Genomic DNA, 22,219 nt, shown 5'->3' with positions numbered 1-22,219 from the left:
CCACCGGACCGGCGCCGTCACGCGGGCGGGAGGGTGCCGAGGAACCGGATGTGGGGACGGCCGCCGGGCCCGGACGCGGTGACGTCGGCCCGCACCCGGTACACGTGGGCGATGAGGTCCTCGGTGAGCACCTCCCCCGGGGTGCCGCGGGCCACCACGCGGCCCTGCCCGAGCACCAGGAGGTCGTCGCAGTACATCGCGGCGAGGTTCAGGTCGTGCAGGGCGACGACCGTGGTGAGGGGCAGCGCGGCGACGAGGGCGAGCAGGTCGAGCTGGTGCTGGATGTCGAGGTGGTTGGTCGGCTCGTCGAGCAGCAGTTCCCGCGGCTCCTGCGCCAGGGCGCGCGCGATCTGCGCGCGCTGGCGTTCGCCCCCGGAGAGCGTGTGCCAGGCGCGTTCCGCGTGCCCGGTCAGCCCGGCCTGCGCGAGCGCGGTGCGCACGGCCCGTTCGTCGGCGGCCGAGGCCGGGGCCCAGGGCCGCCGGTGCGGAACGCGGCCGAGGCGCACCACGTCGGCGACCGTCAGCTCGACCTGGGTGTCGGCCTGCTGCTCGACGACGGCCACGCGCCGGGCGACCGCCCTGCGGGGCAGCTCGCCGATCGGGCGCCCGTCGAGCGTGACGACCCCGCAGGCGGGGGAGAGGATGCCGGCGAGCAGGCGCAGCAGGGTCGACTTGCCCGACCCGTTCGGCCCCAGCACGCCCGTGGTCCGCCCGGGGCGGGGCGCCAGGTCGACCCCGTCCAGGATCAGCCGCCCGCCGGCGGAGCGGGACACCCGCTCGGCGCGCAGCGTCATGACGCCCTCCGCACGCCGCGGCGGGTGCGGTACAGGACGAGGACGAACGCCGGCACGCCGACCAGCGAGGTCACCACCCCCACCGGCACCTCCTGCGGATCGAGGACGGTGCGCGCCAGCGTGTCCGCCCACACCAGGAACACCGCGCCCGCCAGGGCGCAGGCCGGCAGCAGCCGCCCGTGCCCCGGCCCCGTCAGCGCCCTGGCGGCGTGCGGCAGCACCAGGCCGACGAAGCCGATGGCCCCCGCGGTGCTGACGAGCGCGCCGGTCAGCAGCGCCGTGGCGCACAGCAGCACCAGCCGCGTGCGGGCCACCGACACCCCGAGCGAGGCCGCCGCGTCCTGCCCGAACGCGAACGCGTCCAGCGCCCCGCCGTACCCCAGGCACACCACGAGGACCGCGAGCAGCACCGCGAGGCACAGCCACACGTCCGCCCAGGCCGCGCCGCCGAGCGAGCCGAGCAGCCAGAACAGCACGCCGCGCGTGGTCTCCGCGTCCGCGCTCGTCATCACCACGAAGGAGGTGAGCGCGGAGAACAGCTGCATCGCCGCGACACCGGCGAGCACCACCCGGTCCTGCGTGCCGCCCAGGGTGTGGCTGAGCAGCAGCACCAGCGCGAACGAGCAGACCGCGCCGAGGAACGCGCCCCCCGACACCGACAGCGCGCCGCCCCCGGCCCCGAGGACGACCACCAGCACGGCACCGGTCGAGGCACCCGAGGACACGCCGAGCACGAAGGGGTCCGCGAGCGGATTGCGCAGCAGCGACTGCATCACCGCCCCGCACACCGCGAGCCCCGCGCCGCACACGGCCGCGAGCAGGACCCGGGGCAGCCGCAGGTTCCACACGATCTCGTCCCTGAGCCTGCCGAGGTCCGAGGTGCCGAGGCCCAGGCGGGCCGCGATGGCGGACCAGACGTCCCCGACGCCGATGCTCGCCGGGCCGATGGTGACGGCCAGGGCGACCGAGCCGCACAGCGCGGCCAGCCCCGCCGCCCACAGCGCACCGCCGCGCGTGTGCGCGCGTATCCGGTCGTTCACTCCGCGAGCCCGTGGTCGCGCAGCGCGGCCGCCACCTGCTCCAGGCCCTCGACGGTGCGGATGGAGGGGTTCATGGCCTGGCCGCTGAGCAGCACGTAGCGCTGCTCGCGCACGGCCGTCATCGTGCGGGTGACCGGGTGCGACTCAAGGAACGCGATCTTCTCGGCCGCGCTCTCGGTGGTCTGCGACCTGCGGGTGAGGTCACCGATCACCAGCACGTCGGGGTCCCGGTCCGCGACCGTCTCCCAGTTGATCTGGGGCCACTCCTGGCGGCTGTCGTCGAAGACGTTCTCCGCGCCGAGCGCGTCGGTGATGACGCCGGGCGCGCCGCAGCACCCCGCCATGTACGGGGACTCGGAGTTGGCGAACCAGTACAGGAGCGTCGCCCCGGACGCGTCGATGCCCGAGGCGGCCCGCTCCGCGCGCGCCCGCAGGCTCGCGACCAGTTCGTCGCCGCGCTCCTCGACGCCGAAGATCCTGGCGAGGTCGAGGACTTCGCCGTAGACCGTCTCCATGGTGAACGCCTCGGTGCGCGTCCCGTCGCCCTCGCCGCTGTTGTCCTTGCCGACGCAGTCGGAGGGGGAGAGGTAGGTGGGCACCCCCAGCTCCTCGAACCGCTCGCGCTCGGCCACGCCTCCCGTGCCCAGCGTGGAGGCGAAGGACGCGGCGACGAAGTCGGGCTCGGCGTCCAGGACCCGTTCGAAGGACGGGGCGTTGTCGGCGAGCCGGGGCACCGGGGCGTTGGCCTCTTCGAGCTCCGGCGGCAGCGGGTCGGTCCAGGTGGCCGTGCCTGCCATCCGGTCCGCGAGCCCGAGGGACAGCAGGATCTCGGTGGTGCCCTGGTTCAGCGAGACCGCCCGCCGCGGCGGTGCGGTGACCTCCACCGTCCGCCCGCAGTTGTCGAGCGTCAGCGGGTAGCCGTTCTCTCCGGGCACCGCGGACGGCGGTGGCGGGGAGTCGTCGGCGCCGCAGGCGGTCAGGAGCAGGGCTCCGGTGAGGGCCAGGACGGAGAAACGGCGGACGTGCGCGACCGGCATGGGCGTTCCCGGGTGTCGAGGGCTCGTACGCGGAGCCCTGTCGGACGGTGTCCCCCCGCAGCACGGCATCGTGCGCGGAGGCCGCCAGCAGGTCTTCGGACTCGGGATCACCCGGACGAGGCGCCTTCCCGGACCACGCCGTGGTCCAGTGGCTGCTGCCCCGCCCGTCCCCCTCACCGCTGCGCGTCAGTTCCGGGTTCGCACCGGATTCCCTGACCCACGCACGTGGGTTCGACTGGCCCGGGCAAGCTACCACAGCGCCCCGCCGCACCCGACGGCCCCGGCGGCCCGGGGCCGCACCGGCACGTCGTCGCCTCCGCGCCGAGTGGCACGGTGGCGATCAGTCCGTCCTGCGTGCGCCCTCGCGCGCCGGGGGCGTGCCGAGCCGGACCAGGCGGCGGCCCGCTGACCGTCGAACAGGTGCGCGGCGCCCCGGCCTTGGCCGGAAAACGCCGCGTCGTCCCGGTCATGTACGGGGAGACATGACCTCGCCACACACGGCGACGGACCGAGGGGGATACGTGACGTTCGGCGCGAAGAACCTTAAAACGGCGATCGAACGGCTCGAAAAACAGATCAGCACGCTCACGCAGGCGGTCGGCGCCCTCGGCGCCACGATGGGGCAGGCCGGGCACCACCCCGTCACCGTCGGCACGGCACCGGACCAGGAGGACCACGGCGGCCTGCTCGACCGGGCCGCAGGCATCTCCTACGCCACGATCGTCTGCCACCGCGACACCTGGTCGTTCCTCGTCGAGCAGGCTGCCCGCACCGAGCACTTCCGGCTTCCCGCGGGCATCAAGGAGGACGAGCACGGCCTCATCGAGGCCGATGTCTCGGCCCGAACCCTCCTCGCGGCCATCGACGCGCTCCGGCAGGCCGCGCACGACGCGCGCGCCTCCGACATCACCAGGGCGCTCGCCCGTCGCGTGCACCACCGGATCGGCGACGCCCTCAAGGAGCTGGAACCGCCGGCGGGCGGGCAGTCGGCCGTCGCCCGTATCGTCATCGACGACCGCCCGCCCCGCGCCGCGCTTCATCCCGCAGGGGGCGCCCCGGCGCATCCGGGTCCCGCGGGCCCCTAGGAGCAGACGCCCGCCACCCGCGTGGCCGGGCCGGTGGACTGGGCCCGGCCGTCCTCGGCCGTCCAGTGGACCTCCTGGCCGTCGGCCGAGATGTCGATGGCGCTGATGCTCGTGCTCCCGAACGAGTGGGAGTAGGAACTGGTCACCGTCGGGTCCGCGCACCCGTCGCGGCCCTCGAAGACCAGGGACGACATGCCCCTGGCCACGTTCAGGTCCGTCGCGGACGTGCGCGGGGCCATGAGGAAGCTGACGCCGTGGTCGTTCAGGTCGGACGCGTCCTCGCGGCTGACGTTGGGGAACTGGCTGGTGTGCCCGCTGTGGTGGACGACCTGGACGATCGGGTTCACACCGGAGCTGAACCAGGTCGCGATCCCCTGGTTGCCCGTCATGGGATAGGTCGGCACGGTCCGCCAGCTCCACTCGGTGATGGCCACCCAGCGGTCCCTGCCGTTGACCTCGGTGATGACGTAGACGGACGGCGCGGTGACGTCCACGGGCGCGTCGGGCAGGGCGGCGGCCCGCGCGGAGACCGGCTCGCCGGTGGTCGTGGGAACGCGCGTCATGCAGGCCAGGTCGGCCAGGACGGCGTCGATCTCCGCCCGGCCGTGGCCGCTTTCCCTGAGGTCGTCCATCAGGCCGAGAACGCGGCCCATCCCGCTCTCCGTGCCCGCGTCGACAGCGGGCGTGCAGGGGGCGGTCTCCGGAACGGCCCGGGCGGGCGCGGCCAGCGAGAGCGACGCCGCGGCGGCGACGACGGCGGTGAGGCATGCGGATCTCGTGCGACGCACTGGACATGTCCTCCGTCGGGACGCGCGGCGGGTGCGGATTTCGTGACCAAGGCGTGTACACGGTAGTTGACGTGTGTGGGCCGCGCCAGAGCCGGCCCGGCGCGCGTCACCGCCGCCCGCGCCCCGGGCGGGGGCAGGCGGCGGTGACGCGGTGGCTCAGAAGGTCACGTCGCTGCAGAAGAAGTAGATCTGGTCCGCGTGCGACGCCTTCCATATCGTGTAGACGACGTGGTGCCCGCTGCGCCCCGGCGCGCTGACGTCCACGGTGTAGTGGTTGGCGGGCGCGTACCTGCCGGTGCTCGCGACCCGTTCGAGGTCGCCCCAGTCCAGCGCGTCGGTCTGGGCGTTGTAGCCCTGCCGCGTCACGTAGACGTGGAGGTAGTCCGCGCCGTGGTACGCCTGGTCGAGCACGTCCACGGTGAAGTCGGTGCCGATCCTGGACGTCTTCCACGCGCCGGGCGTGTCCATGGAGTTGTACCGGCCGTCCCCGGTGCGGCCCGCGCTGCACAGCTGGTTGTCGGGGATGAACGCCTGGAAGTTGCCGCCGGTGCCCTCGCGGTACAGGCCGTTCCAGTTCCACATGGCGTTGGTGTCGTGCTGCCACGCCTGCCAGCACATGGGGTCCTGCTGCGCCATGGCGGGGTTCTGGAAGTCGTTGCCCCAGCGCTGCCAGCAGCCGTAGTTGCGCGAGACGGGGTCGGCGGTCGAGCCGTGGGCGGAGGCGGCCGGGGTCGACCAGGGCGTCATCATGAGCAGGGCGGAGGCCAGAACGGCCAGGACGGCGCGGAACGTCCATCCGCGCGCGTCGGTGCGTTGGCGCACAAAAGGCAACACTGCGACTCCTCGTCCGGAAGACGGTGGGGGGTGTCCGGTTGGGAGCGCTCCCGATGTCAGGGCTGTCCCCCCGCGGTGGTCGAGTGAAACGACTCAATCCGGCCATGCTCGGCGCCCGGCCGAACGGGGCGCTCACCCGGTCGGCCCGCGGTCCCCGCGCGCTCGGGCCGGCGTTCGCGCTGGCCCACCGCCCGCCGCGCGCGGACCCCCGATGGCGAAAACCGGAATTTCCCCGCACAGTGGTGCAGAACCATGGAAAGGGGATGTCGTGATCGTCAAGAAGCTTCACGAGGCCGGAGTCCGCAGCGAGCACGCCTACTGCGCGGCCTTCGCCAGCATCGGTCTCACGGTGGTCAGCTGGGTCACCTCGCTCAAGGCGGAGCCGGGCGCCGATGTCGCGCGCGCCGACCGGTGGGGCCTGTTCGTCGGCGAGTGGGCGCCGACGTTCTTCGGCCTCGGTGTCGCCCTGGCGATGTACGAGAAGCACGGCTGACCCGCCCCGGGGCCGCCCGGACGGGCGCTCGCGCACCGGCCGACGCCACCTCGCCGCGCCCGGGGGGCCGCCGTCCTGTCATGCTTGGCAGCGGCAGGTTCCCGTACACAGGAGTGGTTCGCGAAGATGGTGGAGCAGGTCCGGTCCCTGGCCGGTGAGGTGGAAGCGGCTGTCCGAGCGGCGATGGCGGAGGTGCTGCCTCCGGAGTTCGCGTCCGAGGACCCGCTCGTGCGACGCTCCGACCGGGCGGACTACCAGGCGAACGCTGCCCTGTCGCTGGCCAAGCGCGTCGGCACCAATCCGCGCGAGCTCGCGGGCCGGCTGCGGGACCTCGTGGCCGGGGCCGACGCGCTGGCGTCCGTCGAGGTCTCGGGGCCCGGCTTCCTCAACATCACGCTGGCCGACGCCGCCCTCCTCGACCGCCTCGCGGCGCGGGCGGCGGCCCCCGGCCTCGGGGTGCCGCGCAGCCAGGCCGCCCAGACGGCCGTCATCGACTACTCGGGCCCGAACGTGGCCAAGGAGATGCACGTCGGCCACCTGCGGTCGACCCTGATCGGCGACGCCCTGGCCCGCGTGCTCGGCTTCCTGGGCGCGCGCGTGGTGCGGCAGAACCACGTGGGCGACTGGGGCACCCAGTTCGGCATGCTCATCCAGTACCTGTTCGAGCACCCGGACGCGGCGTGGCGCGACAAGGAGATCGGCGCGGACGGGACGGGCGGCGCGGTGTCCGCGCTCGACGCGCTGTACCGCACCGCGCGGCAGGAGTTCGACCGGGACGCGGAGTTCAAGCAGCGCGCCCAGCGCCGGGTCGTCGCGCTCCAGAGCGGGGACGAGGAGACGGTGGCCGCCTGGCGGGAGATCGTCGGCGAGTCCGAGGCCGCCTTCCAGCAGATCTACGAACGGCTCGGGGTGCTGCTCACGCGCGACGACGTGCTGGGGGAGTCGTTCTACAACCCCTGGCTCCAGGGCGTCGTGGACGAGCTGCGGGACAAGGGCCTGCTGGAGGACAGCGAGGGCGCCAAGGTCGTCTTCCTCGACGACCAGCCCGTCCCGATGCTGGTCCAGAAGTCCGACGGCGGCTTCGGATACGCGGCCACCGACCTGGCCACCATCCGCCACAGCATCCGGGAGCTGGGCGGGAACCGGCTGATCTACGTGGTGGACGCCCGCCAGGCCCAGCACTTCGCGATGATCTTCGAAACGGCGCGCAGGGCCGGGTGGCTGACCGAGGGCATCGAGGCGGTGCACGCCGCGAACGGCACCATCAACGGCCCGGACGGGCGGCCGTTCAAGACGCGCTCCGGCGGCACGGTGCGGCTCGCGGACCTGCTGGACGACGCGCTGCGGCGCGCCCGCGAGGTCGTCGCGGAGAAGGACCCGGCGCTCTCGCCGGATGAGTTGGACGAGATCGCGCGCGTCGCGAGCATCGGCGCGGTCAAGTACGCCGAGCTGTCCACCTCGCGGGCCAAGGACTACTCCTTCGACGTCGACCGCATGGTCAGCTTCAACGGGCAGACCGGCGTCTACCTCCAGTACACGCACACCCGCATCGCCTCGATCCTGCGCAAGGCGGCGGAACAGGGCGCGGGCGAGGGCGCGTTCGACCCGGCGGTCGCGCTCGAACCGGCCGAGCACGCGCTGGCCCTTGAGCTGGACGAGTTCGGTGCCGCGCTCGAAGGGGTCGCGGCGACGCTTGAGCCGCACCAGCTCGCGGCCTACCTCTACGGTCTGGCGAAGGCGTTCACCGCCTTCTACGAGTCCTGCCCCGTGCTGCGCGAGGACGTGCCGGCCGAGGTGCGCGCCAACCGGCTGGCGCTGTGCGCGCTGACGCGGGCGACCCTGGCGCAGGGCCTGCTGCTGCTCGGCATCGAGGCCCCGCAGCGCATGTGATCCCGGGCCCGGCGCGGGCGGGCGCGGCCCCCCGCCCGCGCCCGCCCGTTTCCGGGTCGTTCCCCGTGGTGTCGCAGGACTCCTCCGCGGCCCTGCGCTCACCGAGGACGTTAGGCAAGCGAGGGCCGCCGTACCACCGTTCACGGTGCTCAGAATCGGCGGCGAAGTGTGCACGGTGCGCAGTGCGCCGACCCGCGGGCGGGGCGCGCGGCCGGAACGCGGCGGCGCCCGGCGCCGCCGTGTCGGGCGGCGCCGGGCGCGAGCGGCGGGGCCGGAGGGGAAGCCGAACGGGACGGGCCCCGGCCGGGGGGCGGGTCAGCCGTTGGCCTGGGCCTGGAAGACCGCGTTGCTGAAGTAGGAGCGGACCTCCTTGATCATCCCGTCCTCGGCCAGTTCGTAGATGTTGATGCCCGCCCAGTTCACCGGCTTGCCGTCGCCGGTGACGGCGGCGGCCCGCCAGGACACGGCGACGGAGTCGGCCACGTAGTACGCCTCGACCGGGGTGAGGCCGAGGAACGGCTTGAACGCGGGCAGCGCGTCGGCTATGAACTTGCGGATCGCCTCGCGGCCGACGACCGGCGGGTCACCGACCGGGTCGTGGAAGATGCCGTCCTCGGTCCACGTGTCGGCCCAGGCGTCGGGGTCGGCGTCGATCGACGCGCGGAACCAGGCGTCGACGTAACGGGGCATGGCGGGGAAGGTCATCGGTATCCCTTTCGTGGCGCCGCCGGGAGGTCCGGCGGCGAGGCGGCCCGGACAGAACCGGACCATCGGTTTCTTCCGGGGAGCGGCACCGGCCCCGGGGGGCGGCCGGTGCCGCGGTCGGTGGGCGGAGCGTCAGGCGGTTTCCGTCTCCGCGGTCCAGATGCGGCTGTGCAGGTCACGGCCGCGCAGCACCTGCACGCGCCACGGCTCGATGCGCAGCACCTCGAACTTGGGGTCCGTGGGACCGCCGCTCCAGTACGCGCGCGGGTTGTAGCCGACGCCGGGCGGGCTGCCCTTGGTGTAGAGGTCCCAGGCGTAGCGCTTGGTCTCCATGTCCTCGACCCACGTGGTGACGCTGTCGACGAACACGCAGTTCTGCCGCTGGTTCCAGTACGAGTAGGTCGTGTGCGGGTTGTTGGCCAGGTGGGCGGCCTTCACCGGCGTCTTGAACACGGCGAGCCAGCCGAGCGGGCGGTCGTCGACGACCTCCCAGATCGGCAGCAGGACGCGCGCGCGGGGGCGGCCCTTCTTGTCGACCGTGATCATCGTCGCGTAGACGATGTCCTTGATGTAGTCGAAGAACGAGTCCTCCAGGTCGGAGAACTTCTCGACTTTCTGCGCCATGGGTGTCTCTCCGGTCAGGTCGGGCAGGTCAGCTGGGCCGGCGCCCTGTGCCGCGCACGCCGTGCGCGGCCTCCGGCCGGGCTCCCGCGGGCCGGGGCGGGCCGTGCCTCCGGCACCTCACCCACCCGGGCGCGGCGCGGCGGAACGGGGGCGCGGCGCCGAGTGCGTACCGGACGGTCCGTTCGCGCAGCGTTCCGGCCGTCGGCGCGCCGGGCGCCGGGGCGCCGCCAGCGGGCCGCGGCGACGGTGGTCCGGACACGGAAACGTCTCCTCGCGGGCGTGGGCGCGGTGGGCGGCCAGGGGAACGGCGCCGGTCCGGCCTGCGGCCGACGGCGGTACCACCTGATCGTCCGCCATCCTGGGGCGTGGCGGAAGAGGGCACTTCGATGTGACCAAGTCACCGTGTGAGAACCGGGGCTGACGGCACGTCAGTGCCACCCGCGGTCGTCGCGCACGCGCGCGGCCGGGAAACGGACCGGTGGGACGGTACTGGCCGGCCCGGGGGCCGCGCGCGGGTCTTGGCACCCGGATCACGCGGACTTCGGCAGCCGCGGGGACGTCACCTGCCGGAACGCCCCGTCGAAGAACAGCAGCCCTCGCCCGCCCTCGGCGCTCTCCGCGCTGAGCACCGTGCCGATGAAGATCGTGTGGTCGCCGAACACGTAGGCCTCGGTCAGTTCACATTCCAGCCAGGCCAGCGACCCGGACAGCACCGGGGCCTGGGTCCTGGGCCCGGGGCGCCACGCGACGCCATCGAACTGGGCCCGGCCCAGCGTCCGGTTCTTGTCGGCGAAATGCCGGGCGAGCTTCTCCTGCTCACCGCCGAGAATCGACACGGCGAACGCGCCCGCCGACGTGATCGCGCCGTGCATAACCGCGCTGTGGGCCACGCTGCACAGGACGGACGGGGGTGCCAGGGAGACGGAGGTAAAAGCGTTGGCCGTCATGGCGTGAATGTGGTCTCCGCCGACGGTGACTACCGTCACACCGGTTGCGAACCGGGACATCGCGGCCCGAAGCGTCGACGGCTCAACGGTATACGACTCACTCTGTGCGGCTGTCGTGGAATTCATTGCACCTTCTCCGGTGGGCGGCACATCGCAATCACTCGGCCAGAATCACAAGATACTCAGCCCGCGTGTCCCCGCCCCCACCGTGCGGTAATCAGGCGCTCACCCACCGGCACCGGCGGCGAGTGACCTGCCCGTTACTGGCCCTTGGCACACCTCAAGGCCGCCGCCATTATCGTTGCCCAAGGTCCTGTTCCGCCGCCGAGAAAGGCATCAATTACATGTCGCCTGAACGCGAACTGGCCGAACCGCATCTGCGGCAAGTGCTCGCCATGGCGGGGCTCGATGTCGAGTACACGCGTGCCGAGGGCAACCTAATGTACTGGACGGACGGGAACGGCGCGGAGGTTCCGGTACTGGACTTCGCCGGCGGCTACGGTTCCCTCATGCTGGGCCACAATCCTCCGGAGATCATCGCCTACGCCAAGGAGCTGCTGGAACGCCAGGTGCCCGTGCACGCCCAATTCTCCCGCCATCCGTGGGCGAACGAGGTGGCCACCGCCCTGAATCGCGTCATCCACCGCGAACTGGGCGGCGACGAGCCCTACTACGCGATCTTCGCGAACACCGGCGCGGAGGCGATCGAGGCGGCTGTCAAGCACGCGGAAATGGACAGGGGGCTGAAGGCCGCCGCCGCGCTCGACGCGGTCGCGCGGCACGTGGAGGAGGCCCGCGCCGCCGTCGCGGCCGGCACGGCCGCGCTCGACGCCGCGGCGGACGGGGCCGCGACCGGCGGCTTCGACGCGCTCGCCGACCGTGTCGCGCGGGAGAACGCGGAACGGCTCGCCCGCCCCCCGCTGTTCCTCGCGCTTGAGGGCGGTTTCCACGGCAAGCTCCTCGGCAGCGTCCAGCTGACCCACAACGAGTCCTACCGCCTGCCGTTCCCCGAACTGGCCGCGCGGACCCGTTTCGTGCCGCTCGGTGAACCCGCCGTGCTCGAAAAGATCGTGGCGGAGGAGTCGGGACGGCTGCTCGACGTCGAGATCGCGGACGGGCGGGTGCGGCTGACCGAGCGCGCGTTCCCGGTTTTCTGCGCCTTCGTCCTCGAACCCGTCCAGGGAGAGGGCGGTATCCGGGCCGTCACGCCGGAATTCGCCGCAGAGATCCAGCGCGTGGCCCGCGCAGCCGACTTCCCGGTGATCGTGGACGAGATCCAGACCGGCATGGGCCGCAGCGGAGCGTTCTTCGCGAGTTCACATATCGGCCTGCGCGGGGACTACTACGCGTTGGCCAAGAGCCTTGGCGGCGGCATCGCGAAGACATCGGTGATGCTGGTGCGGCAGGAGCGCTACCGGCCGGAATTCGAAGTCGTGCACAGTTCGACGTTCGCGAAGGACGGCCTGTCGTCGCGCATCGCCCTCAAGGTCCTCGAACTCCTGGAGGCCGACAACGGGCGCGCCTACCGCACGGCCGCGGAAGTCGGGGCGCGCCTGCGCGCGGTTCTCGAATCGGTCGCGGCGGAATTCCCCGGCGTCGTCAGGGAGGTGCGGGGCCGCGGGCTCATGCTGGGATTCGAGTTCTTCGACCAGTCGGACGCGGAATCCGGAACGCTCCGTGAACTGTCACGCCAGGGATTCCTGGGTTACGGCCTCGCGGGATACCTGCTGCGGCGCCACCGCATCAGGACGTTCCCCACGGCGAGCGCGGTGAATACGCTCAGGTTCGAGCCGTCGATATTGCTGGGCGACGCCGAGATCGACCGGCTCGGCACGGCGCTGCGGGATGTGTGCGCGGTCGTCCGCGACCAGGACGAGCAGCGGTTCACCGGCGCGAACGACCACGACTGACACCCGGGCCGGAGGGCGACCGGTGCGGTATCAGGCCATGACCATGGGGCCTCGTTGACAAACCATCTTGACGGTTTGTAATTTTGAGTGGGGGAAGGCCTGTGCGCTGTGCATATTCAGGCGGCGCTCACGAAGCAGGAGACGACCGTCACGCCTAGCACCGGAGGTAGCTATGCATTTTCGCGTCCTGGGGCCTTTAGAGGTCGTTTCCGACGGTGAGCCGGTCGCGCTCGGTGGCACGAAACAGCGAGCGACACTCGGCTCCTTGTTGATGCGCATGAATCAAGTGGTGTCCACCAGCCAGCTGATGCAGGCGCTGTGGAGCGACGAGGAACGCCCCGTCACCGCCCGCAAAATACTCCAGAACGCCGTGTGCGGCCTGCGTGTGGTGCTCGCCGCCACTCCCGACGCGGCCGAGGAGCCGGTGTCCCTGCTGACCCGCGCCCCCGGCTACATGCTCAAGGTCACCCCGGACCGCGTCGACCTGCACCTCTTCCGCCAGAAGGTCATGGCGGGCCGGGCCGCGCTCGCCGCCGGATCCCATCGGCATGCCGCCGACTCGCTACGCTCCGCACTCGCGCTGTGGCGCGGAGCGGTCCTCGCGGACCTGGTGGAGACCGGCGTGCTGTGGCCCGAGCTCGCGGCCATGGAGAGCACGCGACTCGACGTCCTGGAGGACTACTTCGAGGCGGAACTGGCCTGCGGCCGGCACTCCGCGATCCTCGGGCAGTTGGAGACGATGGTCGAGACCGAACCCCTGCGGGAACGGTTCTGCGGCCAGTTGATGCTGGCGCTCTACCGCTGCGGACGGCAGGCCGACGCCCTCGGCGTCTACGCCCGCGCCCGCGGCGCCCTGGTCGAACTCGGCCTCGAACCGGGCCGGGACCTGCAACTGCTCCAGCGCTCCATCCTCAACCACGACGCCACGCTCCACCTGTCGGGCGTGACCGCGCCCGCCGCCCCGCGCGACGCCGCGCGGCTCCTGCCCGAGTCCGCGCGCCGCCCGCCGGCCACCGCGGGCGCGGGCCCGCACCGCGCGGAACCGGCCGAGCGGCCGGCGGGAGCGCCCGCCGAGGAGCACCGAATACCGGCCCGCACCGCGGCCGAGGCCGAACGCCGCGACGTCAGCGCGGTCCTCCTGCGCACCCAGCTGGGACCTGGCTCCGACGTCTTCTCCGCCGAGGACCTCGACGAACTCATCGAGGCCATGTCCGCCGTGTTCAGGGAGCAGATCGAACGGTTCGGCGGAACCGTCGCCGCCTCCATCGGGTCCCACTGCCTCGGCCTGTTCGGCGTCGACCGGGACGGCGCGGGCGCCGCCACCGCGGCGGTGCGCGCGGCCCTCGCCATCCGCGAGGCCCTCACCCCGCCGGCCGGCCTGGCCGACGGCCGCGCCGCCGCCCGGCACGCGCCGACGCTCCACGCGGCCGTCGTCACCGGCAAGGCCCTGCTGCGCCGCGCGCCCGGCGACCGCGCCGCGACCCCGTCCGTCAACGGCGCCCTCCTCGACAAGGGCCGCCGCCTGCTGTCCGACGTGCCCGCCGGCGCCATCCACGTCTGCGACCGCACCCACCGGGCCACCACGGGCTCGGTGTCCTACCAGCGCACGGAAGGAGCGGTCGCCGACTGGCGGGTCAGCGGCCTCCAGCCCGTGCCCAGGGCCGCCGCCCCGGGCGGCCAGCAGCCGCCGCGCCTGGTCAACCACGAACTCCAACTGCTCGGCTCGCTTCTGGAACGCACCACGCACCAGCGCACCGCCCACCTGGTCACCGTGCTCGGCGACTCGCAGATCGGCACCACCAGGTTCCTCCAGGAGTTCCAGCACCTCGTCACCAGGGAACAGGCGAACGCCCCGGGGGACCGGCGCCGCGACGTGCGCCTCCTGCCCGTCGAGGACGTCTCCCGCACCCAGGCCACCGTGCTCGCGCACTACTGCGCGATCCAGCCGGGCGACGCGCCGCACACCGCGCGCGACAAGCTCACCGCCGCGCTCGACGCCCTCGCCACCTCCCCGGCCGAGGCCGCCTGGCTGACCTCCCGCCTGGGCCCCCTGCTCGTGCCCGCGTGGGACGTGCCCGCGGACCAGACCGCCGACGCCTGGCGGCGCTTCCTCCACCTGGCCGCGCTCGAACGGCCCCTCGTCCTCACCGTCACCGGCCTGCACACCGCCGACGACGCCCTGCTCGACCTCGTCGAGAACCTCACCGAATCCTCGTCCGGCATCCCCCTGCTCGTGGTCGCGGGAGCCGGGCCGCACCTCCTGCGGCGGCGGCCCGAGTGGGCCGGCGGCAGGAGCCACACCACCATCACCCTCGACCCGCTGTGGGGCACGGCCGCCGACCGGCTGCTGGAGACGTTCCTCCTGACCGGGCCGGTCGGCGCCCGCCGCGCCGCCGACCGCGACGCCCTCGTCCTGCGTGCGCTCACCGCCGAGCGCGAAGAGGAACCCGAAGCCTGTTCCGCGTGACCCCCGCACCCCCACCGCCACCCGGCTCCCGCCGCCCCCCACCCCCGCGTACCCCGCCCCCGCCGTTCGCCGTGCGCGCCCGGCCGCGTTCCCGCGCCGCCCCGAGCCCCGGCGAACAACCGACCGCGCGACCCGTTCCGTGACATTTGATAGGGTGCTCGCGCTGGACTGGGGGTACAGATGCGCGTACTTGTGGTAGGGGGCGGCGCGGAGTCCGTTGCCCCTCTGATCCGCAGACTCCGGGCCCACGGCTACGACACCGTCCACGTCGACACCGGCGCACGCGCCCTCGCCGCGTACCGCGGCACGGACCTGGTGCTGCTCGACCTCCAACTGCCCGACATCGGCGGCCTCGAAGTCTGCCGCGGCATCAGGTCGAGCGACGACGTCCCCGTCATCGCCTTCGCCGCCCCCGACGCCGAACACACCCGCGTCCTCGCGCTGCGCGCCGGCGCCGACGACTGCATGGACAAGCCGTACCGCCTTCCCGAACTCATGGCCAGGATCGACGCCGTCATGCGCCGCTCCAGGCCCTGCCCGAAGGACGAGTTCCCCACCGTGTCGTACGGCCCGTTACGCATCGACGTCATCAGCCGTGAAGTCCGCCTGCACGGCCGGCCCATCGCCCTGACCCGCAAGGAATTCGACCTCCTCTACCGCCTCGCCCTGCACCGCGGCGAAGTCGTCTCACGCCAGCGCCTCATGGCCGAGATCTGGGGCGACCCCCTGAACCACCCGGCCGGGCGGCAGGCGACCCGCACCATCGACACCCACGTGAGCAAGCTCCGCGGCAAGCTCGGCGTCAACAGCTGGATCGAGACCGTCCGCGGCGTCGGCTTCCGCCTCGGCCACGACTGACCCGCCACCCGGCCGCTCCCCCACCCCGTCACGCGGCGGGCACCCGCGCGGGACCGGCACCACCCCCGGCACCGGCATCCCCTGGCACCGGCGGGAAGAACCCGGCTTCGACGAAGAACCGCACGTAGCGCTCGAACAGTTCACCCGTCAGCTCGGGGCAGTCCACGCCCGTGCCCGCGAGCGCGTCCTCCGTCCCGCCCGTGTCCAGCCGCGGATAGAACGCCGCGCCGTTCGACGCCATCATCTCGAACGCCTCAAGCAGCGGCAGCAACTCGTTGTCCGGCGCCGAACGCACCCGCTCCCGCCACGCGTCCCACCCCAGCTCCTCCAGCACGTACCCCGCCGCCCGCAACCGCGCCACGAACTCCCCGAACCCCATGCGGCTCCGGTTGTGCAAGTGGAACGTGCCGCCCTCGGCCCCCGCACGCCGCGACAGCGCGACCACCGCCGCGCTCACATAGTCGACCGGCGTCAACGGCACATCACCCGCGAGACCCACAGGCGCCGCCCCCGCCTGAAGCATCCCCTTCAGACTCAGCCACACGAAGTCCCGCGTCTGGCACGCCCCGTTGCGCACATCCCCCGACACCACGTCCACCCGGTACACCGACACCGGCAACCCCCGGTCCCTGGCCAGCCCGATGACCTGCTCGGCCACCCACTTCGTCGCCAGGTACCCGCTCGGCAACTCCTCGGCGGGACCCGTCGGATCATCCGCGCGCAGCGGCCTGCCCTGCCGCTCACCACCCGCGAACACCCCGACCGTCGACACGTAGTGCACCGGCACCGTGCGGTGCCTGGCCGCAAGCCGCAGCACCTCCTCGGTGCCGCCCACGTTCGGCCCGCGCAGCGCCGCGTAAGGACGCAGCCAGTGCACCGAAGCGCCCGCGTGGTAGACGACGTCGACCGTGCGCGCCAGGGCGTCGAACGCCTCCTCCGACAACCCCAGCCGCGGCGCGCCCAGGTCCCCGACCACGACCCGCAACCGGCTCGCGTCCACCTCGCCCCACACCCGGTAGGACTCCAGGTTCGCCCGCAGCCGCGCAAGCCCCTCCGCCTCGTCCCCGGCCCGCACCAGGCAGTGCACCGTGCCCCGGAACGCGCGCAGCAGATCCCGCACCAGGAACGCCCCGAGGAAGCCCGTCGCCCCCGTCAGCAGCACCTCCCGCGCGTCGTCCACCCGGCGCACCACCTCGGCCGCCGGCCGCACATCCTCCGCAAGCCGCACCTCGGCCGCGAAGTCCACGCCCCCGTGGGCCCGTTCCCCGCCCCCGCCGCCGGCCCGCACCGCGTCGAGCACGAACGCGGCCAGCGCCGCCGGCGTCGGATGGTCGAAGATCACCGTCGCGGGCAGCGTCAACCCGACGTCGGAACCCAGCCGGTTGCGCAACTCGACCGACGTCAGCGAATCGAACCCCAGCTGAGCGAACGGCTCCTCGGCACCGAGCCCCGACGGGTCCGCGTGCCCCAGCACCGCACCCATCGCCTCCCGCACCACACCGAGCACCGCGTCGAGCCGTTCCCCCTCGTCCAGCGCGTCGAGCCGCTGCGCGAGCCCGGCCGCCGACACCCCCGGCGTGTTCCGCGCGACCCGGCGCACCGCGCCGCCCGCCAGCCCCCGCAGCACCACGGGCGCCTGCGCCGGCCGCTCCCGCAGCGCCGCCACGTCGAGCGGCGTCAGCACCGGAGCCGCGAACGGCGACTCCAGCGCCCGGTCGAGCAGCGCCGGGCCGCTGCCCGCCTGCACGGGCCGGAACCCGGCCCTGGCGATCCGCGCCAGATCCGCGTCCGACAACTCGCCCGTGATCCCGGAGGATTGTTCCCACAGCCCCCAGGCCGCCGACGTCGCCGGCAGCCCGAGCCGCGCCCGGTACGCGGCCAGGCCGTCGAGGAACGCGTTCGCCGCCGCGTAGTTGGCCTGCCCCGCGCCGCCGATCACCCCCGCGATGGACGAGAACAGGACGAACGCGCTCACCTCGCCGTCCCTGGTCAGCTCGTGCAGGTGCCACGCCGCGTCCACCTTCGGCCGCAGCACCGCCGCGAGCCGCTCGGGAGTGAGGGCCGCGACCAGCCCGTCGTCGATGAGGCCCGCCGCGTGCAGCACCCCGCGCAGCGGACGGTCCGCGGGAACGTCCGCCAGCACGGCCGCCAGCGCCTCCCGGTCCGCGGCGTCCACCGCGGCGACCGTCACCCCCGCGCCAAGACCGCGCAATTCCGCGACCAACTCCCGCGCCCCCGGCGCGTCCTCGCCTCGCCGGCTCAGCAGCAGCAGGTGCCGCACCCCGTGCCGCTCCACCAGGTGCCGGGCGAACAGCCCGCCGAGACTGCCGGTACCACCCGTGATCAGCACCGTCCCGTCCGGGCGCCACCGCCCCCCGCCCGGCCCCGCCGCACCGCGCGCCGCGGCACGCCGCACGCGCGGCACGGACACCCCGCCACCGCGCACCGCGCTCTGCGGCTCCGCCGTGGCCAGCACCGCCGACAGCACCTCCGGGTGCAGATCCGCCTCGCTCTCCAGATCGACGAGCACCAGCCGGCCCGGCGACTCGGACTGGGCCGAGCGCAGCAGGCCCCACACGGCCGCGGCCGCGACATCCGTCACGCCCGCCGCGCCCGCCTCGGCGCCGGGGGCCGACGCGTCGACCCCGCGCCGCGTCGCCACCACCAGCGGCACGCCGGCCAGCCGGTCCTCCGCCAGCCACTCCCGCACCAGCGCCAACGCCGCACGCGTGGCGTCGTGCACCGCTGGCACCACGCCCCCGGAGTCCGCCTCCGCGCCCGCGTCGAGCGAGAACGCGACCGTCGAGAGCACAGCGTCAGGCCCCGCGCCCGCGGCCACGGCCGCCGCCACGGCGGCGACATCGGGGAACCGCGTCCCGGAGAACTTTGAGGCGGCCTCCCCGGTCGCGCCGAGCACGCCCCAGCGCAGCTCCTCACCGGCGCCGAGCGGCGCGACCGGCTCCCACCGCACGTGGAACAGCGCCTCGTCCGTCCGGGACACCGCCGCCGCGATCTGCTCCTGACCGACCGGCCGGAACCCGATGTCCACGATCTCGGCGACCGCCTCCCCCGACTGATCCGCCAGCCGGGCCGCCAACGAGCCGGAGTCGGTCACGGTCAGCCGCACCCGAACGGACGTGGCGCCCGTCGCGAACAGCCGGAACCCGCGCCACTCCGCCGCCACCGGAGCCCGCCCGTCGAGCGCCGCCCCGGCCGGCCCGCCGGCCAGCGCGGCCGCGTGCAGCGCGCCGTCGAGCAACGCCGGATGCAGCCCGAACTCCGCCGCCTCGCCGCGCATCTCCTCCGGCAGCTCCACCTCCGCGAACAGGTCCTTGCCCCGCCGCCAGGTCGCCTTCAACGTGCGCAGCCGCGGACCGTACGACAGCCCGGACGCCGTGAACCGCTCGTACGCCTCGTTCACGTCGATGCTCTCCGCGCCGTCGGACGACCACGGCGCCGACTCCTGGACCGGACGGCCGGCCAGGCCGCTCAGGAGTCCTTGTGCGTGGGTGGTCCATTGGTGGTGGGTGAGGTGGGTGGTGTCGGGGCGGGTGTGGAGGGTGAAGGGTCGGTGTCCTGTGGGGTTGGGTGGGTGGATGGTGAGTTGGAGGTGGAGTGGGGTGTTGTCGGTGGGGAGGGTGATGGGGGTGTGGGTGGTGAGGTGTTCGAGGGTGTGGGTGCCGAGTTGGTCGCCTGCGTGGAGGGTGAGGTCGATGAGTGCGGCGGTGGGGAGGACGGGGGTGTGGTGGAGGGTGTGGTCGGCGAGCCAGGGGTGGCTGCGCAACGACACCCGCCCGGTGAAGACGAACGCGTCCTGCCCCGCGGTGTTCATGGCGGCGGCCAGGAACGGGTGCTCGGTGCCGCTCAGCCCCATGCTCGTCGCGTCCGTCTGCGGACGCGGTTCGAGCCAGTAGCGTTGGCGTTGGAAGGGGTAGGTGGGGAGGGGGGTGTGGGGGTGGGGGGTGGTGTGGTGGTTGGTGGGGGTGCCGTGGGTGTGGGTGGTGGCGAGGGTGGTGTGGAGGGTGTGGTTTTCGGGTTGGTTGGTGCGGAGGGTGGGGGTGGTGGGGATGTGGGGGGTGGTGTGGGTGGCGAGGGTGGTGGGGCCTATTTCGATGAGGTGGGTGATGCCTTGGTTCTTCAGGTATTGGATGCCGTGGTGGAAGCGGACGGGTTGGCGGATGTGCTGGGTCCAGTAGTCGGGTGAGGTGAGTTGTTCTTCGGTGGCGAGGGTGCCGGTGACGTTGGAGACCACCGGGATCGTCGGCGGGTGGTAGGTGACCTCGGCGGCGATGGTGCGGAATTCGTCGAGGACGTGGTCCATGTGGGGGGAGTGGAAGGCGTGGCTGACGGTGAGCGGCGTGGCGCGCAGGCCCTGCTCCCGCCAGCGGGCGACGAGGGCTTCGACGACGTCGCTGTCGCCTGAGACGACGACGCTTTCGGGGCCGTTGATGGCGGCGATGGCGATGGTGGCGGGGTCGTGGTCGGCCAGGGTGGCGCGTACTTGCTCTTCGGTGGCTTGGACGGCGGCCATGGCGCCGCCGGTGGGGGCGGCTTGCATGAGGCGTCCTCGGTGTGCGACGAGGTGGAGTGCGTCGGTGAGGGTGAGGACGCCGGCGATGTGGGCTGCGGTGAGTTCGCCGAGGGAGTGGCCGATGAGGTAGTCGGGTCGTATGTCGTGGTGTTCGAGTAGTCGGTGGAGGGCGAGGTGGGTGGCGAAGAGGGCGGGTTGGGTGATGTGGGTGTGGTTGAGGAGTTGGGCGTGGGGGGTGTGGGGTGGGGCGTGGAGGATGTCGCGGAGTGGGTGGGGGAGGTGGGGTTGGAGGTGGTCGGTGAGTTGGTCGATGGTGTGGGCGTAGGTGGGGTGGGTGTGGTAGAGCTGTTGGCCCATTTGGGGGTGTTGGGAGCCTTGGCCGGTGAGGGTGTAGGCGGTTTTGGGGTGGGGGTGGGTGGTGCCGGTGGTGAGGTTGGGGTGGGGGGTGCCTTGGGTGAGGTGGTGGAGTGCGGTGCGGAGCAGGTCGGGGGTGGTGGCGTGGATGGCTGCGCGGTGGGTGAAGTGGGTGCGGGTGGTGGCGAGGGTGTGGGCGATGGCCCGGTCGTTGAGGTCGGGGTGGGCATCGAGGTGATCGGCCAACTGCCGCGCTTGGGCGCGCAAGGCTTCCTCGGTCCTCCCGGACAGCAGCCACACCACCGTGTCGTCACCAGAGCCAGAGCCAGAGCCAGAGCCGGAATCGGCGCCGCTCTGTTCCTCGGGCGTGGAGGCCGTTTCCGGTCCCTCGGCACCGTCCGCGCCCTCGGGGGCCTCGGAGGGTTCCTCGGGGGCCTGCTCCACGATCACATGCGCGTTCGTCCCACTCACCCCGAACGCCGACACCCCCGCCCGCCTCGGCCGCCCCGTCTCCGGCCAGGTCCGCGCCTCGGTGAGGAGTTCGACCGCGCCGGCGTCCCAGTTGACGTGGTCGGTCGGCTTGTCGACGTGCAGCGTCTTCGGCAGCACACCGTGCCGCATCGCCTCGATCATCTTGATCACGCCACCGACACCCGCCGCCGCCACGGTGTGCCCGATGTTGGACTTCAACGACCCCAGGTGCAGCGGCTGCCGCGCGGGGCGGTTGGCGCCGTAGGTGTTCAGCAACGCCTGGGCCTCGATCGGGTCACCGAGCCGCGTGCCCGTGCCGTGCGCCTCGATCACGTCGATGTCGGCCGCCGTCAACTGCGCGCTGGCCAGGGCCTGGCGGATCACGCGTTCCTGCGAGGGGCCGTTGGGCGCGGTCAGGCCGTTGCTCGCGCCATCCTGGTTGATCGCGGACCCGCGGATCAGGGCGTGCACGCGGTGGCCGTTGCGCCGGGCGTCGGAAAGCCGTTCGAGCACGAGCAGGCCGACACCCTCCGACCAGCCGGTGCCGTCGGCGGACGCGGAGAACGACTTGCACCGCCCGTCCGCCGCCAGCCCGCGCTGCCGCGAGAAGTCGACGAACCCGTTCGGCGACCCCGAGACCGTGACACCCCCGGCCAGCGCCAGCGCCGACTCCCCCGACCGCAGCGACTGCATCGCCATATGCACCGCCACCAGGGACGACGAGCACGCCGTGTCCAGCGACACCGCCGGCCCCTCGAACCCGAACGTGAACGCCACCCGGCCCGAGGCGACACTGCTGAGCTTGCTCGTCATGAGGTAGCCCTCAAGCTCCTCGGGCCCCTCGCGATTCAGATAGCTCTGCTCCACGATCCCGGCGAACACCCCCGTCCGGCTGCCCTTCAACGACTCCGGCACGATCCCCGCGTGCTCGAACGCCTCCCACGCCGTCTCAAGCAGCACCCGCTGCTGCGGGTCCATGCCGAGCGCCTCGCGCGGCGAGATCCCGAAGAACGCGGCGTCGAACGTCGTGGCGTCCTCGATGAACCCGCCCTCCCTGGTGTACGAACGCCCAGGAACGCCCGGCTCGGGATCGTAGAGCCCGTCCACGTCCCAGCCGCGGTCGTCCGGCCACTCGGTGATGGCGTCCTCTTCGTTCAGCACCAGCTGCCACAGATCGTCGGCCGACGCGACACCGCCCGGATAACGGCAGGCCATGCCGACGACCGCGATGGGCTCCTCCCGGCCGCCTTCGAGTTCCTCCACGCGCTGACGCGACTTGTGCAACTCGGCGGTGACCCACTTGAGGTAGTCGACGAGCTTCTCTTCGTTGGACATGCGTACTCGATCTCCCTCGGTACGGACGGGCAGTGTGGCCGCTCCGCTGCGGCCGG

Annotated in this window: 15 protein-coding genes and 1 riboswitch; of the genes, 6 read left to right on the top strand and 9 right to left on the bottom strand. The window is 72.9% G+C overall.

All coding sequences use genetic code 11. The features are described from left to right. Positions 1 to 17: 17 nt before the first annotated feature. From LC193_RS06365 to LC193_RS06355, 3 genes are read right to left on the bottom strand one after another with little or no spacing between them, the layout of a single operon-like run. The gene (locus LC193_RS06365; protein ID WP_226072400.1) at positions 18 to 794 is read right to left on the bottom strand and encodes an ABC transporter ATP-binding protein; all 777 of its coding nucleotides are present in this window, start codon (positions 792 to 794) and stop codon (positions 18 to 20) included. Next, positions 791 to 1,834: a FecCD family ABC transporter permease gene (locus LC193_RS06360; protein WP_404819358.1), complete on the bottom strand. Its 1,044-nt coding sequence runs from the start codon at positions 1,832 to 1,834 to the stop codon at positions 791 to 793. Before LC193_RS06360 ends, LC193_RS06365 begins: the two co-directional genes overlap by 4 nt. Then, on the bottom strand, positions 1,831 to 2,871 hold the full coding sequence (locus tag LC193_RS06355; RefSeq protein ID WP_226072399.1) for an ABC transporter substrate-binding protein: 1,041 nt from the start codon (positions 2,869 to 2,871) through the stop codon (positions 1,831 to 1,833). Before LC193_RS06355 ends, LC193_RS06360 begins: the two co-directional genes overlap by 4 nt. 83 nt (positions 2,872 to 2,954) lie before the next feature. Further along, positions 2,955 to 3,111: riboswitch (cobalamin riboswitch) on the bottom strand. Between the two features lie 242 nt (positions 3,112 to 3,353). Between LC193_RS06355 and LC193_RS06350 the strand changes: the two genes are divergently transcribed. Further along, positions 3,354 to 3,956, top strand: a complete 603-nt coding sequence (locus tag LC193_RS06350; RefSeq protein WP_226072398.1) for a hypothetical protein — start codon at positions 3,354 to 3,356, stop codon at positions 3,954 to 3,956. Here the strand turns inward: LC193_RS06350 and LC193_RS06345 are convergent. Together LC193_RS06345 and LC193_RS06340 are read right to left on the bottom strand one after the other, a co-directional pair. Beyond that, positions 3,953 to 4,744, bottom strand: coding sequence for a hypothetical protein (locus tag LC193_RS06345; RefSeq protein ID WP_226072397.1), 792 nt, complete (start codon positions 4,742 to 4,744; stop codon positions 3,953 to 3,955). The two genes, LC193_RS06350 and LC193_RS06345, sit on opposite strands and share 4 nt — an antisense overlap. A gap of 156 nt (positions 4,745 to 4,900) precedes the next feature. Then, positions 4,901 to 5,575 carry a lytic polysaccharide monooxygenase auxiliary activity family 9 protein gene (locus LC193_RS06340; RefSeq protein ID WP_404819357.1) on the bottom strand — a complete coding sequence of 225 codons (675 nt, stop codon included), beginning with the start codon at positions 5,573 to 5,575 and terminating at the stop codon, positions 4,901 to 4,903. Between the two features lie 271 nt (positions 5,576 to 5,846). Between LC193_RS06340 and LC193_RS06335 the strand changes: the two genes are divergently transcribed. Both LC193_RS06335 and argS read left to right on the top strand, forming a co-directional pair. Further along, positions 5,847 to 6,071, top strand: coding sequence for a hypothetical protein (locus tag LC193_RS06335; protein WP_226072396.1), 225 nt, complete (start codon positions 5,847 to 5,849; stop codon positions 6,069 to 6,071). Positions 6,072 to 6,200: 129 nt separating this feature from the next. Beyond that, a complete protein-coding gene (argS, locus tag LC193_RS06330) occupies positions 6,201 to 7,961 on the top strand; it encodes an arginine--tRNA ligase (RefSeq protein ID WP_404819520.1) in 1,761 nt (586 codons plus the stop codon). 315 nt (positions 7,962 to 8,276) lie between these two features. On the opposite strand, the gene LC193_RS06325 is transcribed toward argS, so the two are convergent. The 3 genes from LC193_RS06325 to LC193_RS06315 all read right to left on the bottom strand — a co-directional run bounded on the left by LC193_RS06325 (position 8,277) and on the right by LC193_RS06315 (position 10,297). Then, positions 8,277 to 8,666, bottom strand: coding sequence for a nuclear transport factor 2 family protein (locus LC193_RS06325; protein WP_226072393.1), 390 nt, complete (start codon positions 8,664 to 8,666; stop codon positions 8,277 to 8,279). A 132-nt stretch (positions 8,667 to 8,798) separates the two neighbouring features. Then, complete coding sequence (locus LC193_RS06320) at positions 8,799 to 9,290, bottom strand: pyridoxamine 5'-phosphate oxidase family protein (RefSeq protein ID WP_226072391.1); 492 nt, start codon at positions 9,288 to 9,290, stop codon at positions 8,799 to 8,801. Between the two features lie 530 nt (positions 9,291 to 9,820). Continuing rightward, complete coding sequence (locus LC193_RS06315) at positions 9,821 to 10,297, bottom strand: flavin reductase family protein (protein WP_226078498.1); 477 nt, start codon at positions 10,295 to 10,297, stop codon at positions 9,821 to 9,823. A gap of 284 nt (positions 10,298 to 10,581) precedes the next feature. On the opposite strand from LC193_RS06315, the gene LC193_RS06310 reads away from it, so the two are divergent. The 3 genes from LC193_RS06310 to LC193_RS06300 all read left to right on the top strand — a co-directional run bounded on the left by LC193_RS06310 (position 10,582) and on the right by LC193_RS06300 (position 15,472). Beyond that, positions 10,582 to 12,147, top strand: a complete 1,566-nt coding sequence (locus LC193_RS06310; RefSeq protein WP_226072388.1) for an aspartate aminotransferase family protein — start codon at positions 10,582 to 10,584, stop codon at positions 12,145 to 12,147. Positions 12,148 to 12,418: 271 nt separating this feature from the next. After that, positions 12,419 to 14,614, top strand: a complete 2,196-nt coding sequence (locus tag LC193_RS06305) for a BTAD domain-containing putative transcriptional regulator (RefSeq protein WP_226072385.1) — start codon at positions 12,419 to 12,421, stop codon at positions 14,612 to 14,614. Between the two features lie 180 nt (positions 14,615 to 14,794). Beyond that, on the top strand, positions 14,795 to 15,472 hold the full coding sequence (locus LC193_RS06300; protein WP_226072383.1) for a response regulator transcription factor: 678 nt from the start codon (positions 14,795 to 14,797) through the stop codon (positions 15,470 to 15,472). 28 nt (positions 15,473 to 15,500) lie between these two features. Here the strand turns inward: LC193_RS06300 and LC193_RS06295 are convergent, their stop codons facing one another. Further along, on the bottom strand, positions 15,501 to 22,163 hold the full coding sequence (locus LC193_RS06295; protein WP_226072380.1) for a type I polyketide synthase: 6,663 nt from the start codon (positions 22,161 to 22,163) through the stop codon (positions 15,501 to 15,503). Positions 22,164 to 22,219: the final 56 nt, after the last annotated feature.

It is taken from the genome of Streptomyces marincola (genome assembly GCF_020410765.1).
In the GTDB taxonomy this organism is placed as follows: Bacteria; Actinomycetota; Actinomycetes; order Streptomycetales; family Streptomycetaceae; genus Streptomyces; species Streptomyces marincola.
Note: the sequence above shows the minus strand (reverse complement) of the source record. Positions and strands in the feature narration are given on the sequence as shown.

Bases quoted from the DNA above. Each gene is read 5' to 3' on its own strand.
- LC193_RS06365 (WP_226072400.1), bottom strand. From the start codon at position 794: ATGACGCTGCGCGCCGAGCGGGTGTCCCGCTCCGCCGGCGGGCGGCTG.
- LC193_RS06355 (WP_226072399.1), bottom strand. From the start codon at position 2,871: ATGCCGGTCGCGCACGTCCGCCGTTTCTCCGTCCTGGCCCTCACCGGA.
- LC193_RS06350 (WP_226072398.1), top strand. From the start codon at position 3,354: ATGACCTCGCCACACACGGCGACGGACCGAGGGGGATACGTGACGTTC.
- LC193_RS06325 (WP_226072393.1), bottom strand. From the start codon at position 8,666: ATGACCTTCCCCGCCATGCCCCGTTACGTCGACGCCTGGTTCCGCGCG.
- LC193_RS06320 (WP_226072391.1), bottom strand. From the start codon at position 9,290: ATGGCGCAGAAAGTCGAGAAGTTCTCCGACCTGGAGGACTCGTTCTTC.
- LC193_RS06315 (WP_226078498.1), bottom strand. From the start codon at position 10,297: ATGTCCCGGTTCGCAACCGGTGTGACGGTAGTCACCGTCGGCGGAGAC.
- LC193_RS06310 (WP_226072388.1), top strand. From the start codon at position 10,582: ATGTCGCCTGAACGCGAACTGGCCGAACCGCATCTGCGGCAAGTGCTC.
- LC193_RS06305 (WP_226072385.1), top strand. From the start codon at position 12,419: ATGCGCATGAATCAAGTGGTGTCCACCAGCCAGCTGATGCAGGCGCTG.
- LC193_RS06300 (WP_226072383.1), top strand. From the start codon at position 14,795: ATGCGCGTACTTGTGGTAGGGGGCGGCGCGGAGTCCGTTGCCCCTCTG.
- LC193_RS06295 (WP_226072380.1), bottom strand. From the start codon at position 22,163: ATGTCCAACGAAGAGAAGCTCGTCGACTACCTCAAGTGGGTCACCGCC.